We start from the raw sequence: 16,225 nt of genomic DNA, 5'->3' as shown, positions 1-16,225 counted from the left end.
ATGCCGCAGGCCTTCCGATGACTTTGAGGAAACTCTCAGGCGATTTTTTCGGGGCCGGGCCTGCCGTCTTGCACGACAAACCGGGCCAAGGTGTAGATGCTGCTGTCGGCCTGCAAGGGGTTGGTGACGGCGCGCAGCTCGCAACTCATGGCTTGCGGCGTGATATGGAGCAGGCTGTAGCCGCGCTCGTCGCTGCGGGCATAAAGCACCTGCGGGTTGTGGGCAACGATGGCATCGACCTTGGCCTGCGTGGTGCCGCTGCGCGAGCTGATGGAGGTGCCGCAGAACTCGCTGGCAACGATGGGGTTGTCGCGCCCCGGCGCTTGCGCACTTTGCTGGGCAATGGCGCAGACATAGTTCTGGTGAATGTCGCCGCCCAGCACCACGGTGTTGCGCGGGCGGGTTTGGCGGATCTGACTCACCAGCCGCTGGCGGGCGGCAGGGTAGCCGTCCCAGCTGTCGGTGGCTTGTTTGCCGTTCTTGAAGCTGCGCGGTGAGAACAGCGTGGTCTGCACCAGCGATGTCCAGCGCGGTGCGGTGGCTGCGCTCTGTGCATCGGTTTTCAGCTGCTGACCGAGCCAGCGCTCTTGTTCCCAGCCCAGAAAGCTGCGCGTCGGGTCTTGCAATGCGGTGCAGGTTTCGATGTCGACCGTGCCGGTGCTGGCTTGGCCCGGTGTGCGGCAGGCTTGCAGATCGCGGTACTGGCGCCCATCCAGCATGTGCAGCCGTGCCAGTCGCCCCCAGTTCAGCGTGCGGTACAGCGCCAGCCGTTGCTGGTTGCGCAGCATGGCGGCTGGGCGCAGCGGCATGTTTTCATAAAAAGCCTGCCATGCTGCCATGCGCCTTTCTAAAAAGTGAGCGGGCTCCCCTCGTCCATATTGGGCTACATAGTCATTTTCTACTTCATGGTCGTCCCAGATAACGGACCAGTTGCACACGGCATGTGCGGCTTGCAGGTGTGCATCGCTTTTGTGCAGGGCATAGCGGTCGCGGTAATCCTGCAGTGTGTGGGCTGTGCGCAAAGGCTGGGGGCGAGCCAGGCCTTCTGCTTTTTCGGGTTGGGCATATTCATAGATGTAGTCACCCAGAAACAGAACCATGTCGGGTGCATCCTGCGCGACTTGCCGCCATGCGGTGTAAAAACCGTGTTCCCAGCGCTGGCACGATGCCACGGCAAGGCGTAACTGGCGTACATCGGCATTGGCCAGCGGCGCTGTGCAGCAGCGGCCTGTGATGCTGGTGGCATCGCCACACATGAAGCGGTAGAAGTACCAGTGGTCTGGCGCCAGCCCATCGACCTGCACGCGCACGCTGTGGCCCCATTCGGCAGTGGCCTTGGTGTTGCCGTTGGCGATGATCTGGCGAAACTGTTCGTCATGCGCCACCTCCCAGTGCACCTTGAGCGGGGGCAACTGCGGGGCGTCTGTCGTGCCCAGTGACTCGGGCGGGGTGGTCAGCCGGGTCCAGATGAGGATGTTGTTGCTCTGGGCATCCCCGCTGGCCACGCCTATCGTGAACGGGTTGTAGCCCAGCGCATTGCTGGCACGGGCCCAGAGCGGCAGGCTGCCCACCGCCGTGGCAAAGCCAGAGGCAATGAGAAAGCGACGGCGTTGCAGCGTGGGGCTGTTTTTCAGAGCGGACATGGCAGTGTGATGAATACGGTCTGCTGGCAGTATGCGCGCCGCTTATCTTGTTTTTATGAACACCGCCATGGCGTCCTTTATTTACGCGTTGACCATCACCAGCTTGCCCTGGACTTGGCGCGAACCCATGCGTTCGTAGGCGGCAAACAACTCGCTCATGGGCATGGTGCGGTCAATGACGGGCTTGATCTTGCCCTGTGCGTACCACTGGGCTAGCTCCTGCATCATGGCGGCGTTGTTCTGTGGCTCGCGCTTGGCAAAATCGCCCCAGAACACACCAACCAGCGATGCGCCCTTGAGCAAGGCCAGATTCAACGGCAGTGACGGAATGGGGCCAGATGCAAAACCGATGATGAGGTAACGCCCGCGCCAGGCGATGGAGCGGAAGGCGGGCTCGGCAAAGTCGCCGCCCACGGGGTCATAGATGACATCCGGGCCTTTGCCATCGGTGGCAGCTTTGATGGCTTCGCGAAGATCGCCCTGGCTGTAGTTGATCGTGATGTCCGCGCCTTGGGCCTTGCACAGGGCGCATTTTTCATCGGTCGATGCTGCGGCAATCACGCGTGCACCTGCGGCTTTGGCAATTTGTATGGCTGCCGTGCCTACGCCGCCTGCTGCACCCAGCACCAGTACGGTTTCTCCCGCCTTGAGCTGACCCCGGTCGATTAGCGCGTGGTGGCTGGTGGCGTAGGTCATGATGAACGCAGCGGCATCTACAAAGGGAAAATTGTCTGGAAGCGGCATGCATAGTGCAGCAGGCGCTAGTGTATGCGTCGCAAATCCGCCGGTTCCAGACAGGCAGGCCACATGCTGGCCCACCTTGAGGTGCTTGACGCCTTCGCCCACGGCCTGCACCACGCCAGCGTACTCAGAGCCGGGCACAAAGGGCAGCGGCGGCTTGATCTGGTATTTGTTCTGCACGATCAGCAGGTCGGGAAAGTTCAGGCTGGCGGCCTTGACCTCCAGCAGCACCTGACCGGGGCCGGGCTGGGGTGTGGGTAGCTCGGTCCACTGCAGAGTCTCAACGCCGGTGGGGGTGGTGCAAAGCCAAGCGTGCATAGGGTGTCTCCTGATCTTTATGGGTGAAGAATGCCCGCTGATGATAGAAGTGTGGTGCGAATGCTGCGTGTCTCTGCCGTGACCTTGGAGCCGCCTACAATCCGCTCATCCATGAAGATTCTTATTTGCAATGACGACGGCTTTCAGGCCCCCGGTATCGTGTCTTTGCACGACGCCCTGCGCACCGTGGCAGACGTTGAAGTGGTGGCCCCGGAGCACAACAACAGCGCCAAGTCCAACGCCCTGACGCTGAACGCGCCGCTGTATGTGCACAAGGCCTATAACGGTTTTCGCTACGTGAACGGCACACCGGCTGACTGCGTGCATATCGCGCTGACAGGATTGCTGGGCTACCGGCCCGATCTGGTGGTCTCCGGTATCAACAACGGCGCCAACATGGGCGACGACACGATTTACTCTGGTACCGTGGGTGCGGCCATGGAAGGCTTTTTGTTTGGCATTCCTTCCATTGCCTTCTCGCAGGTGGACAAGGGCTGGGCCGAAATTGAAGCCGCAGCCGCAACAGCCCGCCAGATGGTGCAGGACATGCAGTCGCAGCAACTGATTGGCACTGCTCCCTGGTTGCTTAACGTGAATATTCCCAATATGCCGCTGGAGGCACTCAAGAGCATCAAGCTGTGCCGTCTGGGGCGCCGCCACTCGGCTGAGCAGGCTATTCAGCAGCTAAGTCCGCGTGGCGAGACCATGTACTGGATCGGAAGCGCAGGCGCGGGCAAGGATGATTCCGAAGGCACGGACTTCCACGCGACGGCCCATGGTCATGTGGCCATGACGCCGCTCAAGGTGGATCTGACCGATTACGACAGTCTGGGTTACTGGGCTCAGACCGCCAGCAAACTAGCGGGTGTGGCATCGTGAGCGAGCGCCGCTCGCCCCAGGTGCCTGGCTGGATCGCCCGCTCCGTGCAAACCGGCGTCAGCGCAGCGCGCTCGCCAGTGGCTCCACGGCCCATCAATCCCTTAGGTGTGGCGGCTTCGCCTGTGGGGGTAGGGCTTGATTCATCGACAGTGCGCGCGCGCATGGCCCAGCGCATTGGCGCGGCAGGCGTCAGCAACCCCGCAGTGCTGCAGGCGATGGCGACGGTGGAGCGCCATCGCTTCGTCGATAGCGCCTTGGTTAACCAGGCTTATGAAGACACCAGCTTGCCGATTGGTCTGGGTCAGACCATCTCCAAGCCCAGCGTGGTGGCACGCATGATGGAGTTGTTGCTCGACTCTGACGCCGCCAGAAGCGGCCAGGGTCGTGTGCTGGAGATTGGCACGGGCTGTGGTTACCAGGCCGCTGTGCTGGCCATGGTGACCAAAGAGGTGTATTCGATTGAGCGTTTGCGTGGCCTGCATGAAAAAGCACGCAGCAATCTGCGGCCCATGCGCCTGTCCAATGTCCATCTGATTCTGGGTGACGGCATGGTGGGATTCGCCAGTGGCGCGCCTTATGCGGGCATCATCTCTGCTGCAGGCGGAGACACCGTGCCACAGGCTTGGTGCGATCAGCTGGCCATCGGTGGGCGTCTTGTGGCGCCAGTCGTAATTGCCTCTGGTAAGCAGGCACTGCTGGTGATTGACAAGAGTTCACACGGTTTTACGCAAACAGTTTTAGAAGCAGTTAACTTTGTCCCTCTAAAATCAGGGATCGCCTAGAAGGGAATAGCTTATGTTGGTATCGCGAAGTCTTGGTGCATTGGGAACGGCAGTGCTGGCAGGTGTCATCCTGGCTGGTTGCTCCACCCAGGCAAACAGGGCTCCTGTGGAAGATCGCGGACAGCCGTCGTCTTCCACCTCTTCCGGTGTGGATGTCAAGTCTCTGCCCGGCGCAGAAAACGCAGGCAAGCCTGGTTACTACACCATCAAGCCCGGTGACACGCTGATCAAGGTCGGTCTGGAGCATGGCCAGAGCTGGAAAGACATCGCTCGCTGGAGCAATCTGGACAACCCCAATGTGATCGAAGTCGGTCAGGTGGTGCGCGTGGTGCCGCCAGGTCGTGATGTGGCTTCTGCACCTTCGACAAGTGGTGGTCGCGGTGTGGCGCCTGTGGTGGTGGGTGGTGGCAGTGCTGCTACCCCGACGCCTGCTCCTACCCCCGCGCCTTCGAGCAGTCCGGCTCCCGCAGCCAAGGGCGCGGATGATGTGGACTTCATCTGGCCAGCCAGTGGTTCGCTGATTGCCGGTTTTGATGAGCAGCGCAACAAGGGTTATGACATCAGCGGCAAGGCCGGTGACTCGGTCGTAGCTGCTGCGGATGGTCGCGTGGTGTATGCGGGCGCTGGCCTGCGTGGCTACGGTAACCTTATCATCCTGAAGCACAACAACACCTATCTGACCGCCTACGCCCACAACCAGTCTTTGATGGTCAAGGAAGATCAGTCCGTGAAGAAGGGTCAGAAGATTGCCGAAATGGGCAGCACCGATGCGGACCGCGTCAAGCTGCACTTTGAAGTGCGTCGCCAGGGCAAGCCTGTCGACCCTTCGCGTTACCTGCCCTCTCGTTAAGCATGGCATCGCAAGGTAAAAAAACCTCACAAGCCCCTGCCCCGCAGGGGCTTGTGTCTTCTGACTCCCCCGAGCAAAGCTGGGATGAGGCGGCTGAAGACCTGATGTCCGGCGCAGAAGTCGAACAGCGCGAGCTGACCGCCACCACTGAGCACCATGGTCAGCGCGCCGACAAGGTGCTGGCGCTGGGTGTGTCGGAGTTCTCGCGCAGCTATCTGCAGCAGTTGCTGGCGGATGGTGCCGTCACGCTCAACGGCAAGGTTTTGAGCAAGCCCTCGGCCAAAGTCAGCGTAGGTGACCTGTTGCGCGTGGAAATGCGCCCCACCCAGCAGAGCATGGCCTTCCAGCCGGAAGAGATGGATTTGCAGGTGGTCTATGAAGACGACGATCTGCTGATCATCAACAAGCCTGCAGGTCTGGTCGTGCACCCTGCGCCAGGCAACTGGACGGGAACGCTGCTCAACGGCCTGCTGGCACGCGATGAAAAAGCGCGTCAGGTGCCGCGTGCAGGCATTGTTCACCGGCTGGATAAAGACACCAGCGGCCTGATGGTAGTGGCGCGCAACCGCAGCACCATGGATGCGCTTATCAAAATGATTGCTGCGCGTGACGTGAGCCGCCAGTATCTGGCCATTGCGCACAAAGACTGGGGCAGTCGCAAGCACCGCGAGGTCAGTGCGCCCATTGGTCGCGACCCGCGCAATCGTCTGCGCATGGCGGTGGTCGATTTGAATTTGCACCCCGGAAAGCAGGCTCGCACTGATTTTGATCTGCTCGATGGTGACGCTACACACAGTCTGGTGCGCTGCACGCTGCACACCGGCCGCACGCACCAGATCCGGGTGCATATGGCATCGCTGGGTCACTCGCTGATTGCCGACACGCTCTATGGCGGCCAGCAAGAGGGCGGGCTGGAGAGGCAAGCACTGCATGCTTTCAGGCTGGCGTTTGAGCACCCGGTGAGTAAGAAGCCACTGGTGCTGTATGCCCCGCTGCCACAAGACATGGCTGCAGCACTGGATTTATGGGGGCTGCGTTACAATAGCCCTGAAAGCCTCTGACCATCACTCGCATGGCACTGATGGGGCGCTTCCACTCTCTTAGAAACAGGCGACCCACCAGTCATGGTGCGGCAGCCGCTCCCGAAACGCTGCGCCCATGAATACGGTAGATGCCAAGCGGGTTCTTGAAACAGCATTGATTTGTGCCTCGCAGCCCGTAACGCTGCGGGATATGCGCTCACTTTTTGATGATGTGCTGGGCTCGGACACGGTTAAGGATTTGCTGCTGGACTTGCAAAAGGACTGGGCCCTCAAAGGCGTAGAACTGGTGCAGGTGGCTTCAGGCTGGCGTTTTCAAAGCCGGCCTGAGATGCGTGTGTATCTGGACAAGTTGCACCCCGAAAAGCCGCCCAAGTACACCCGAGCAACGCTGGAGACGCTGGCCATCATCGCCTATCGTCAGCCCGTCACGCGCGGGGATATTGAGGATATTCGCGGCGTCACGGTCAACAGTTTGCTTATCAAGCAGCTGGAAGATCGGGGCTGGATTGAAGTGATTGGCCACCGGGAAACCGTAGGTCGGCCTGCGCTGTTTGCCACGACGCGCCAGTTTCTCGATGATCTGGGTCTGCAGTCGCTGGATCAGCTGCCCATGCTGGAAGAAACGCAAGCCCAGCAAAGCCTGTTCAAGGCGCTGGATGGCGAAGAGGGTGGGCCAGCGCTTGCGCCAGATGCCAGTGTGGATGCGGGTGCTGAGACGGCTGCGGAAGCGGATGTCGAAGTCTCTGTCGATGCTAATGCATTGAAGCAGGTGCCAGAGCCTGCGGTCGAAGACGTCGGGCAGGCTGAACTGCTGCCGCAGTCTGAGGTTCAGGAGTTTGAGTCAAATCAGCCCCAAGCCCATGAGGAGCAAGCGCAGATTGCTATTGAAACGATAGAGGTTGAAGCGCCTGAGACTGAAACGCCCGACATTGACGTGGTTGAGAGGGGAGAGCCCGAGCAGGTGAAATCCCGCCAGGCCAGACCGGTCAAGCCTGCAAGGCCCGCCAAGGCGGCGGTGCCTGAGGAAAAGCCGGTGGTCAAGAAGTCTGGCCGACCTGAATGGGTGGGGCTGAAGGCATTTCTCGATGATGACTACGGCGCCGAAGAAGACGAGACCGTAGAAGACAAGAACACTGCGCTGGTCGATGTTGCATTGCAAGCCGAGCCAGCAAACGAGCGAATTGTGGAGGATGACGATGTAGTCATCCCCGAAGGAAAACCGGAATGAACAACGAGACATCGAACCAGATGCCTGAACCCGCAGACGCTTCACCTGAAGCCGAGCCGGTCAAGAAGGCCCGCAAGCCTCGCGCGCCCAAGCCCGTCGCTGAAGCGCCCAAGCCCGGCGCAACGCGCAAGCAAGGCAAAAAGAAGACCAATGCGGCTGAGGCCAAGCTGGCCCGCAAGCGTGCTGAAGCACGTGCTGCCGAATTTGAGGCCACTCAAGCACTGGAAGCCTCTGATGAGGAGTCGCTGAATGCTGCAGAACTTATAGCTGATGACGCAGGCGTCGTGAGCACTGTGGCGCAAAAAGCCGCTAAGGGTCAGAACATCGACTTTGCCGATGTGATCTCGGGTGACTTCGACGACGAAGAAGAAAACGGCACCGAAGCGCCCAGCAAGCGCGTGCTGGCTCCCCAAGTCGACTCGCCCAAGCTGCACAAGGTGCTGGCGCAAGCCGGCATGGGCTCGCGTCTGGAGATGGAGCAGCTCATTCTGGAAGGCCGTATCTCGGTCAACAACGAGCCAGCCCACGTGGGCCAGCGCGTTCAGTTTGGCGATACTGTCAAGGTCAATGGCGAGCCCATTCGCTTCCGTATCGATCCACCACCCGCACGCGTGATTGCCTATCACAAGCCCGTGGGTGAAGTGGTGACGCATGACGATCCTCAGAACCGTCCCACCGTGTTCCGCAAGCTGCCTAAGCTGCAACACGGAAAGTGGCAGTCGGTGGGCCGTCTGGACTTGAACACCGAAGGCCTGCTGTTGTTCACGAGCTCCGGTGAGCTGGCGAACTCTCTGATGCACCCCCGCTTCGGTTTGGAGCGTGAGTATGCCGCCCGCGTGCTGGGCAAGTTGGACAAGGAAGAGAAGCAGCGCCTGCTCGATGGCGTGCAGCTGGAAGACGGCGAAGCCAGCTTCGGCGCGGTGGAAGACGGCGGCGGCGAAGGTGCCAATTGCTGGTACCGCGTCACCATCTCCGAAGGCCGCAACCGCGAAGTGCGCCGCATGTTTGAAGCCGTGGGTCACGCGGTCAGCCGCCTGATCCGTATTCGCTATGGCGCGATGATGCTGCCCCGCGGCCTGAAGCGCGGCGCTTGGGTGGAGCTGGATCAGGCCGATATCAAGGCTCTGATGTCGGCTGCAGGCATGAAGGAGCGCGCACCGGTTGAGCGCACCAATGCCGGCGCCCGTGGCGCCAACAACCGAGGCGGCGCTCGCGCGACCGGTCGCAGCATTTCTCGCGGTGAAGGCGCGAATCCCCCCGCGCCTCAGGGTCGCCGCGAAGGCGGTGGTCAGCGCCGTGGTGAGTGGGATGGCAACCGTCCCGCGCCTACGGGCATTTTTGGCGATGGCCGTGATGGTCAGCGTGGCAACAAGGGCGCCAACCGCTCGGGTGCTGGCGCTGGTCGCTCGCAAGCTGCAGGCAATCAGCCAGACCCAATGCGTACCGCTGCTAGCTATATCGGTAGCGATAGTCTCTCGCGTGCGCGCCAGAACGCCAAGCGTCGCCCCAGCGGTGGCGGTCGCCGCGGCGGTCGTTAAATCGACGGCTGAAAGCATTTCAGTGGTGCCCGGGCTTCAAGGTCTATGGCGGCACCGCTAAAATCAAGTGTTTTGCTTTTTTGGCAAAAACCCATAGTAACCCTGACTAGGAAAATCATCATGGCTATCGAACGCACTCTCTCCATCATCAAGCCCGACGCAGTTGCCAAGAACGTGATCGGCCAGATCTACTCTCGTTTCGAAGGCGCTGGCCTGAAGGTTGTGGCCTCCAAGATGGCTCACCTGTCCCGCCTGGAAGCTGAACAGTTCTACGCTGTGCACGCTGCCCGTCCTTTCTTCAAGGATCTGGTGGACTTCATGATCTCCGGCCCCGTGATGATCCAGGCTCTGGAAGGCGAAAACGCCATCCTGACTAACCGCGAACTGATGGGCGCTACCGATCCTAAGAAGGCTGAGAAGGGCACCATCCGCGCCGACTTCGCCGACAGCATCGACGCCAACGCCGTGCACGGTTCTGACGCTGCTGAAACTGCTGCTGTGGAAATCGCTTTCTTCTTCCCCGGCATGAACGTGTACACACGTTAATTCCACGCTAGCCTCACAGCATGCTCTCGCTGACGCCAGTGCTTTGCTTTCGCGAAGCCGGTGTCAGCATCTGAAATTGCTGGCCACGGCGTGGCAAATCCCGTTCGCAAGACGCCTCGCCACATGCCGATATGAATACAAATTTGCTTGATTTTGACCTCGAAGGACTGACCGCTTATTGCGAGCAGCTCGGGGAGAAACGTTTCCGTGCAACGCAGCTGTTCCGCTGGATTCACCAGCGTGGCGCATCCGATTTTGACCAGATGACCGATCTGGCCAAGTCCTTGCGTGAAAAGCTTAAAGGCCGGGCCCATGTCACTGCTTTGCCTGTGGTGTCCGAGCATGTCTCGACCGACGGCACCGTGAAGTGGTTGTTTGATGTGGGTGACGGCAATGCCGTTGAAACCGTTTTTATTCCTGAAGACGACCGCGGTACCTTGTGTGTCTCGTCTCAGGCAGGTTGCGCCGTAGGTTGCCGCTTTTGCTCGACCGGGCATCAGGGCTTCAGCCGCAATCTGACCACGGGCGAAATCCTCGCCCAGCTGTGGTTTGCAGAGCATTCGCTGCGCAAGCGCTTGGGCACCGAGGAACGTGTCATCTCCAACGTGGTGATGATGGGCATGGGCGAGCCCCTGCAGAACTACAGTGCGCTGGTGCCAGCGCTGCGCGTGATGCTGGACGACCATGCCTATGGCATGTCGCGCCGCCGCGTGACGGTATCCACCTCCGGCGTGGTGCCCATGATGGATCGCTTGTCCCAGGACTGCGCGGTGGCGCTGGCCGTGTCGCTGCATGCACCCAACGACCCGCTGCGTGACAACCTGGTGCCGCTGAACAAGAAGTACCCGATTGCCGAGCTGCTGGATTCTTGCGTGCGCTATCTGGAATTCGCGCCGCGCGATTTTCTGACCTTTGAATACTGCATGCTCGACGGCGTCAATGATCAGCCTGAGCATGCGCGTCAGCTGATAGAGTTGGTGCGCGCGCGCGGCGACGGCAAGAACTGGTGCAAGTTCAACCTGATTCCGTTCAATCCGTTCCCAGCTTCAGGGTTGCTGCGTTCGCCTTCGGCGCGTGTGACCGAGTTCGCTGCCATGCTCAGCAATGCTGGCATTGTGACGACGGTTCGCAAGACCCGTGGCGATGATATTGACGCCGCCTGCGGTCAGCTGGCCGGTGACGTGAAAGACAGAACGCGCGCTGCTGAGCGTATGGCCAAGCAGCGCATCATCCCGCTCAAGCAGGTGTCTTGACGGAGTTTGAATACATAAGGGACAGTACATGCGGGCAGTGGCACAGCGATCGGTTTGGCAACATTGGGGCTTGATGGCCCGGTGGGGAGTACCGGTTGCGGTTGCAGCGCTGATGGGCTGTACCACGACAACGACGACAACCACGTCTTCGACCTCGGTGCCTCAGGCTTCGGTAGTCGGGACCGGGGGGGCTCAGATTGCGGATGCGCATCGCCGTGCGCAAATCCGGCTTGAACTGGCGGCCAGCTACTTTCAGGCCGGACGCCTTGACATCGCTCAGGATGAAGTCGGTCAGGCTCTGAGTGCCCGCCCTGATTACGCCGATGCCTACGGCTTGCTGGCTCTGATCCTCATGCAGAACCGGGACTGGACGCAGGCCGAAATTGCCATGCGCAAGGCGATCGACCTCAACCCGCGCGATGGCAACCAGCTGCACAACTACGGCTGGATGCAGTGCCAGCAAAAGAACTTTGACATTGCCAACCAGTGGTTTGACAAGGCTTTGCAGGCCCCTGGCTATCGTGAGCAGCCTAAGACCTTGCTGGCCAAGGGCATGTGCTACCAGCAGGCAGGGCAGCTGGAGCAGGCCTATGAGAACATGTTTCGCGCCTATGAGATGGATGTGGGCAACCCCGCTGCTGGCTACAACTTGGCAAATGTGCTCTGGCTCAAGGGTGATCTGAAAAAAGCCCAGTTTTACATCCACCGCTTGAATAACAATAGCAACCAGGCCAGCGCAGACAGCCTCTGGCTGGGTATCAAGATAGACAGGGCATTGCACGACGACATTGGAGTGCGTCAACAGGCCAATCAACTGCGTGATCGCTTCCCGCAATCGCGCCAGTGGTTGGCCTATGAACGCGGAGCCTTCAATGAGTGACGGTGCGGTGGAAGAGGAAACTATGCAAAGCGAAGAGCAGGTGCAAACGCCGGTCCATGCCACAGCGGGGACCATGCTGCGCCAGGCGCGGGAAGCGGCCCGTATACAACTGCCCACCATGGCAGCCACACTGAAAGTGCCGCAGCGCAAGCTGGAAGCGCTGGAGGCCGATGACCATGAGTCCTTCCCGGACCATGTGTTCATGCGCGCTCTGGCCATGGGCATGTGCCGAGCTTTGCATATCGATGCCGAGCCTGTACTGGCTCTGCTGCCGCAAAGAGCGCTGAAAAGCCTCGCCAAGACCGGCCCTGGTATCAATGAGACGGTGAAGGTGCGCAGCAACTTCAAGTCTTCGGCTGCGCCGTTGGGCTCTGGCAGTGGCAGTTCACGCAAGATTGCTGCTGGTGTGCTGGTACTGCTGGCCGCAGCTGCGGCTGTCTATTTCGTGCCATTCCATCCGTCGGTGGATGGTGCAGAGGGTGGTGTTGCAGGCGCGCAGCAGTCCGAAGCTGCAAATCATTCTGATGCCTCAGACCCGACTGCCGCAGTGCCTCTGGGTCAGGCGTCTAATAGTGCCGAGGCTGAAACGGTGGTGACAGAGCCATCGGCTGAACCCGTGGCCCATGGTGCAGCACCAGCGGTTGCGCCCGCCACTGCTGCGTTGACTCCTGAAGGCGCAACTCCCGCTGCTGCAGCAACCGCAGCGTCTGCTTCAGCCGTGGCGACGCCCGTAGCAAGCACCGGTGCATTACTCGCCCTGAAGGTGAGTACTGGTCAATCCTGGGTCAAGGTCAAGGATGCGACGGGCAAGGTGGTGCTGGAAAAAACCTTGGCCAAAGATGAGTCCGCGACTGCTGAAGGTCAGGTGCCCCTGACTGTGATTGTGGGCAATGCCAAGGGCACGCAAGTAACAGTACGTGGTGAACCGCTCGATATTTCGACCACGCGTGACAACGTGGCTCGCTTCGAGGTGAAGTAAACCATTCGAGGTAAACAAGAGTGCAAGATTCTCAAAATTTGCAGCAGCCAGCCGAGCAGGGCATTGCCATAGCCAGCCCGCTGCCGCGCAAGTCGCGTCAGGCCAAAGTGGTATGGCGCAACAACGTGGTCACTGTGGGGGGCGATGCGCCCGTTCGCGTGCAGTCCATGACCAATACCGACACCGTGGATGCGGTAGAGACCGCCATTCAGGTGCGTCAGCTGGCGCAAGCTGGCTCGGAGATGGTGCGCATCACCGTGAACACGCCTGAAGCGGCGGCGGCGGTGCCCTACATCCGCGAGCAACTTGATCGCATGGGCGAGTACGTGCCGCTGGTGGGGGATTTTCACTACAACGGCCACCGCCTGCTGACCGATTACCCCGATTGCGCGCAAGCGCTGTCCAAGTACCGCATCAACCCCGGTAACGTGGGTAAGGGCGACAAAAAGGACAAGCAGTTCGGTCAGATGATCGAGATTGCTGCCAAGTACGATAAGGCCGTGCGCATTGGCGTGAATTGGGGCTCGCTGGACCAGGAAATCATGGCCGAGCTGATGGATCAGAATTCGCGCCGCGCCAAGCCCTGGGAAACGCGCCAGGTCATGTACGAGGCGCTGATTACCTCGGCCATCACCTCTGCAGAGCTGGCCAAGAATATCGGTCTGAACCCCGACAACATCATCCTGTCCTGCAAGGTCAGTGGTGTGCAGGATTTGATCTCTGTCTACCGCGAGCTGGCTCGCCGCTGCGACTATGCGTTGCATCTGGGCCTGACCGAGGCGGGCATGGCCACCAAGGGCACGGTGGCATCGACTGCTGCGCTGTCTGTGCTGCTGCAAGAGGGGATTGGCGACACGATTCGTGTCTCGCTCACGCCCCTGCCGGGCGAGGCACGCACGCAAGAGGTGGTGGTTGCTTCCGAAATCTTGCAGGCTCTGGGTCTGCGCGTGTTTGTGCCCAGCGTCACGGCCTGCCCCGGCTGCGGTCGCACGACCAGCACCACGTTCCAGGAACTGGCCAAGAAGATCGACGATTTTCTGCGCGGTGAAATGCCCGTGTGGCGCACCCAGTTCCCCGGTGTGGAGGCGATGAAGGTGGCTGTGATGGGCTGCATCGTCAATGGTCCTGGCGAGAGCAAGCATGCTGATATCGGTATCAGTCTGCCCGGCAATGGCGAGGCGCCTGCTGCACCGGTGTTTATCGACGGTGAAAAAGCGCTGACCCTGCGCGGCGAGCATATTGCGGAAGAGTTTCAGACGCTGGTGCTGGAGTATGTGCAGCGCCGCTACGGCGCGAAAACCTGAGTCATCAGGGGTCAGGCTGCATCAATAGCCGCCTGAAATCGGCTGGTCATTGGGCTTGCTGGCACAATGCCAGCGAGTTAAGACTTTGGAATTGATAGCTGCTAGCGCGCTATCTGTATGGATTTGAATAAGGTTTCTAGGCAAAAAGCTTGATTGCCGAGCGCAACTTGCTCTTGTTTTGCTAGTAACTCCAATGTGAGATTTCACGTGGCCAAGAACGAAAAATTGACTGCCGTCAAAGGCATGAACGACATCCTCCCGCCCGATTCGGCGCGCTGGGAATGGTTTGAATCCAAGGTGCGCGACCTGATGGGCCGCTTTGCCTATCGCAATATCCGCACGCCCATCGTGGAGCCCACAGCCCTGTTTGTGCGTGGTCTTGGCGAAGTGACCGATATCGTCGAAAAGGAGATGTACTCCTTTGAAGACAAACTCAATGGCGAGCACCTGACTCTGCGCCCTGAAGGCACAGCCGGTGTGGTGCGCTCTGTAGTGGAGAACAATCTGCTGTACGAAGGCGGCAAACGCCTGTTCTACATTGGTCAGATGTTCCGCCACGAGCGCCCCCAGCGCGGTCGCTATCGTCAGTTCCACCAGGTCGGTGTTGAAGCCATGGGCTTTGCGGGCCCTGAGCTGGATGCGGAAGTGATTTTGCTGGCTGCGCAGCTGTGGAAAGAGCTGGGCATTAATGATGTGCGCCTAGAACTCAATAGCCTCGGTCAGCCCGACGAGCGCAAGGCGCATCGCGCGGCATTGATTGCCTACTTCGAGCAGCACACCGATGCAATGGATGAAGAAGCCAAGCGCCGCATGCACAGCAACCCGCTGCGCGTTCTGGACACCAAAAACCCTGCCATGCAGGAGATGGTCAATGCGGCGCCCAAGCTGATGGACTATCTGGGTGATGCCTCCAAGGCGCACTTGAAGGCGGTGCAGGACATTCTGGATGCCAACGATGTGGCCTGGTCGCTGAACCCGCGTCTGGTGCGCGGCATGGATTACTACAACCTCACCGTTTTCGAGTTCATCACTGACAAGCTTGGCTCCCAAGGCACCATCTGCGGCGGCGGTCGTTACGACTATCTGATCGAAGAAATTGGCGGCAAGCCCGCTCCGGCCGTGGGCTGGGGCATGGGTGTTGAGCGCGTGCTCGAAGTGCTCAAGGAAATTGGCACCGAGATCCCTGCGCCTGCCGCTGATGTTTACGCCATCATTCCCGATGCCTCTTCGCTGCCTCAGGTCTTCAGGACCGTGCAGCAGCTGCGCACCGCCGGCGTGGCTGTGCAGATGCACGCTGCCGCAGGTGGCTCGGCTGAAGGCATGGGCTCCATGAAATCTCAGTTCAAAAAGGCCGACGGATCGGGCGCACGCTTTGCGCTGATCTTCGGCAGCGATGAACTGGCTCAGGGCAAGGTCACCGTAAAGTCGCTGCGCGACGGCGAAGGCCTGCAATCCCAGCAATCGCTGGCGGATGTGGCCCAGTGGGCTGACAGCCTAAAATCAGCGGTTTGATTCTCCGCTTCTCGTTTTCTGACCAGCGTTCCATTCAACCAAAGTAGCCATGGCAAACCATCTAGATCTTGAAGAACAAGAGCAAATTGAGCAGCTCAAGCATTTTTGGAACTCCTGGGGGACTCTGATCACCGCCATTCTGGTGGTGGTCTTCGCCGCTCTGGCTGGCTGGAATGGCTGGCAGTACTGGCAAAAGCGTCAGGCCGTTCAGGCCTCGGCGCTGGAGTATGCGGTCGATGAGGCCTTGCTTGCCAAGGATGCTGGGCGTGCTGACCATGCGTTTGCCGAGCTCAAGGAAAAGTTCGCTGGCACTATCCAGGCGACACAAACCGCACTGCAGATGGCCAAGGCCTCGGTAGAGGCGGGCAAGCTCGATGACGCCAAGGCTCAGCTGAGCTGGGTGGCAGAAAAGGGTGATGAGGGCTACAAGGCTCTGGCCCGCCTGCGTCTGTCGGCTGTGCTGGAAGAGCAAAAAAACTACGACGAAGGTCTGAAGGTGCTCGAGGCTTCCATGCCTGAGTCCTTTGCCGGTCTGCAGGCCGATCGCCGTGGTGACCTGTATGCCGCTCTGGGCAAGCAGGCCGAGGCAATCACTCAGTACCAGTCTGCCTATAAGGCGATGGACAAAGAACTGGACTACCGTCATCTGGTGGAGTTCAAGCTCAATGCGCTGGGTGCTGCTCCTGAAGCTGCCACTCTGGTCAAGACAACGTCGTCGGAGAAATAATC

General features: G+C 60.0%; 15 protein-coding genes. 13 read left to right on the top strand and 2 right to left on the bottom strand.

Annotated elements, in window-relative coordinates; translation table 11 throughout:
• Nucleotides 1-35: 35 nt before the first annotated feature.
• Nucleotides 36-1,643 (bottom strand): alkaline phosphatase D family protein, encoded by a 1,608-nt coding sequence (locus HF327_RS03340; protein WP_169106875.1) that lies wholly within the window; start codon nucleotides 1,641-1,643, stop codon nucleotides 36-38.
• An 81-nt stretch (nucleotides 1,644-1,724) separates the two neighbouring features.
• Nucleotides 1,725-2,702 carry an NADPH:quinone oxidoreductase family protein gene (locus HF327_RS03335; protein WP_169106874.1) on the bottom strand — a complete coding sequence of 326 codons (978 nt, stop codon included), beginning with the start codon at nucleotides 2,700-2,702 and terminating at the stop codon, nucleotides 1,725-1,727.
• A 111-nt stretch (nucleotides 2,703-2,813) separates the two neighbouring features.
• Between HF327_RS03335 and surE the strand changes: the two genes are divergently transcribed.
• The 13 genes from surE (at nucleotide 2,814) to HF327_RS03270 (ending at nucleotide 16,223) form a co-directional block, all read left to right on the top strand.
• The gene (surE, locus tag HF327_RS03330; protein ID WP_169106873.1) at nucleotides 2,814-3,581 is read left to right on the top strand and encodes a 5'/3'-nucleotidase SurE; all 768 of its coding nucleotides are present in this window, start codon (nucleotides 2,814-2,816) and stop codon (nucleotides 3,579-3,581) included.
• Entirely contained in the window at nucleotides 3,578-4,363 is a 786-nt protein-coding gene (locus HF327_RS03325; RefSeq protein ID WP_169106872.1) for a protein-L-isoaspartate(D-aspartate) O-methyltransferase, read from the top strand. The genes surE and HF327_RS03325 overlap by 4 nt, the downstream gene beginning before the upstream one ends.
• A gap of 13 nt (nucleotides 4,364-4,376) precedes the next feature.
• A complete protein-coding gene (locus HF327_RS03320; protein ID WP_169106871.1) occupies nucleotides 4,377-5,213 on the top strand; it encodes a peptidoglycan DD-metalloendopeptidase family protein in 837 nt (278 codons plus the stop codon).
• A gap of 2 nt (nucleotides 5,214-5,215) precedes the next feature.
• On the top strand, nucleotides 5,216-6,274 hold the full coding sequence (locus HF327_RS03315) for an RluA family pseudouridine synthase (protein WP_169106870.1): 1,059 nt from the start codon (nucleotides 5,216-5,218) through the stop codon (nucleotides 6,272-6,274).
• Nucleotides 6,275-6,371: 97 nt separating this feature from the next.
• Nucleotides 6,372-7,484: an SMC-Scp complex subunit ScpB gene (scpB, locus tag HF327_RS03310; RefSeq protein ID WP_169106869.1), complete on the top strand. Its 1,113-nt coding sequence runs from the start codon at nucleotides 6,372-6,374 to the stop codon at nucleotides 7,482-7,484.
• Nucleotides 7,481-9,022 (top strand): pseudouridine synthase, encoded by a 1,542-nt coding sequence (locus HF327_RS03305; RefSeq protein ID WP_169106868.1) that lies wholly within the window; start codon nucleotides 7,481-7,483, stop codon nucleotides 9,020-9,022. The genes scpB and HF327_RS03305 overlap by 4 nt, the downstream gene beginning before the upstream one ends.
• A 120-nt stretch (nucleotides 9,023-9,142) precedes the next feature.
• The gene (gene ndk, locus HF327_RS03300) at nucleotides 9,143-9,568 is read left to right on the top strand and encodes a nucleoside-diphosphate kinase (RefSeq protein ID WP_099736313.1); all 426 of its coding nucleotides are present in this window, start codon (nucleotides 9,143-9,145) and stop codon (nucleotides 9,566-9,568) included.
• 131 nt (nucleotides 9,569-9,699) lie between these two features.
• Nucleotides 9,700-10,821: a 23S rRNA (adenine(2503)-C(2))-methyltransferase RlmN gene (gene rlmN, locus HF327_RS03295; RefSeq protein ID WP_169106867.1), complete on the top strand. Its 1,122-nt coding sequence runs from the start codon at nucleotides 9,700-9,702 to the stop codon at nucleotides 10,819-10,821.
• Nucleotides 10,822-10,894: 73 nt separating this feature from the next.
• Complete coding sequence (gene pilW / locus HF327_RS03290) at nucleotides 10,895-11,701, top strand: type IV pilus biogenesis/stability protein PilW (protein WP_198460396.1); 807 nt, start codon at nucleotides 10,895-10,897, stop codon at nucleotides 11,699-11,701.
• Entirely contained in the window at nucleotides 11,694-12,680 is a 987-nt protein-coding gene (locus tag HF327_RS03285; RefSeq protein ID WP_169106866.1) for a helix-turn-helix domain-containing protein, read from the top strand. The genes pilW and HF327_RS03285 overlap by 8 nt, the downstream gene beginning before the upstream one ends.
• A 20-nt stretch (nucleotides 12,681-12,700) precedes the next feature.
• The gene (gene ispG / locus HF327_RS03280) at nucleotides 12,701-13,984 is read left to right on the top strand and encodes a flavodoxin-dependent (E)-4-hydroxy-3-methylbut-2-enyl-diphosphate synthase (RefSeq protein WP_169106865.1); all 1,284 of its coding nucleotides are present in this window, start codon (nucleotides 12,701-12,703) and stop codon (nucleotides 13,982-13,984) included.
• Between the two features lie 243 nt (nucleotides 13,985-14,227).
• A complete protein-coding gene (gene hisS / locus HF327_RS03275; protein ID WP_236024035.1) occupies nucleotides 14,228-15,496 on the top strand; it encodes a histidine--tRNA ligase in 1,269 nt (422 codons plus the stop codon).
• Nucleotides 15,497-15,545: 49 nt separating this feature from the next.
• A complete protein-coding gene (locus HF327_RS03270) occupies nucleotides 15,546-16,223 on the top strand; it encodes a YfgM family protein (protein ID WP_169106863.1) in 678 nt (225 codons plus the stop codon).
• Nucleotides 16,224-16,225: the final 2 nt, after the last annotated feature.

Origin of the sequence: Comamonas suwonensis, assembly GCF_012844455.2 — a bacterium.
GTDB lineage: Bacteria > Pseudomonadota > Gammaproteobacteria > Burkholderiales > Burkholderiaceae_C > Comamonas > Comamonas suwonensis.
This window is presented reverse-complemented; position numbering and strand designations above follow the sequence as displayed.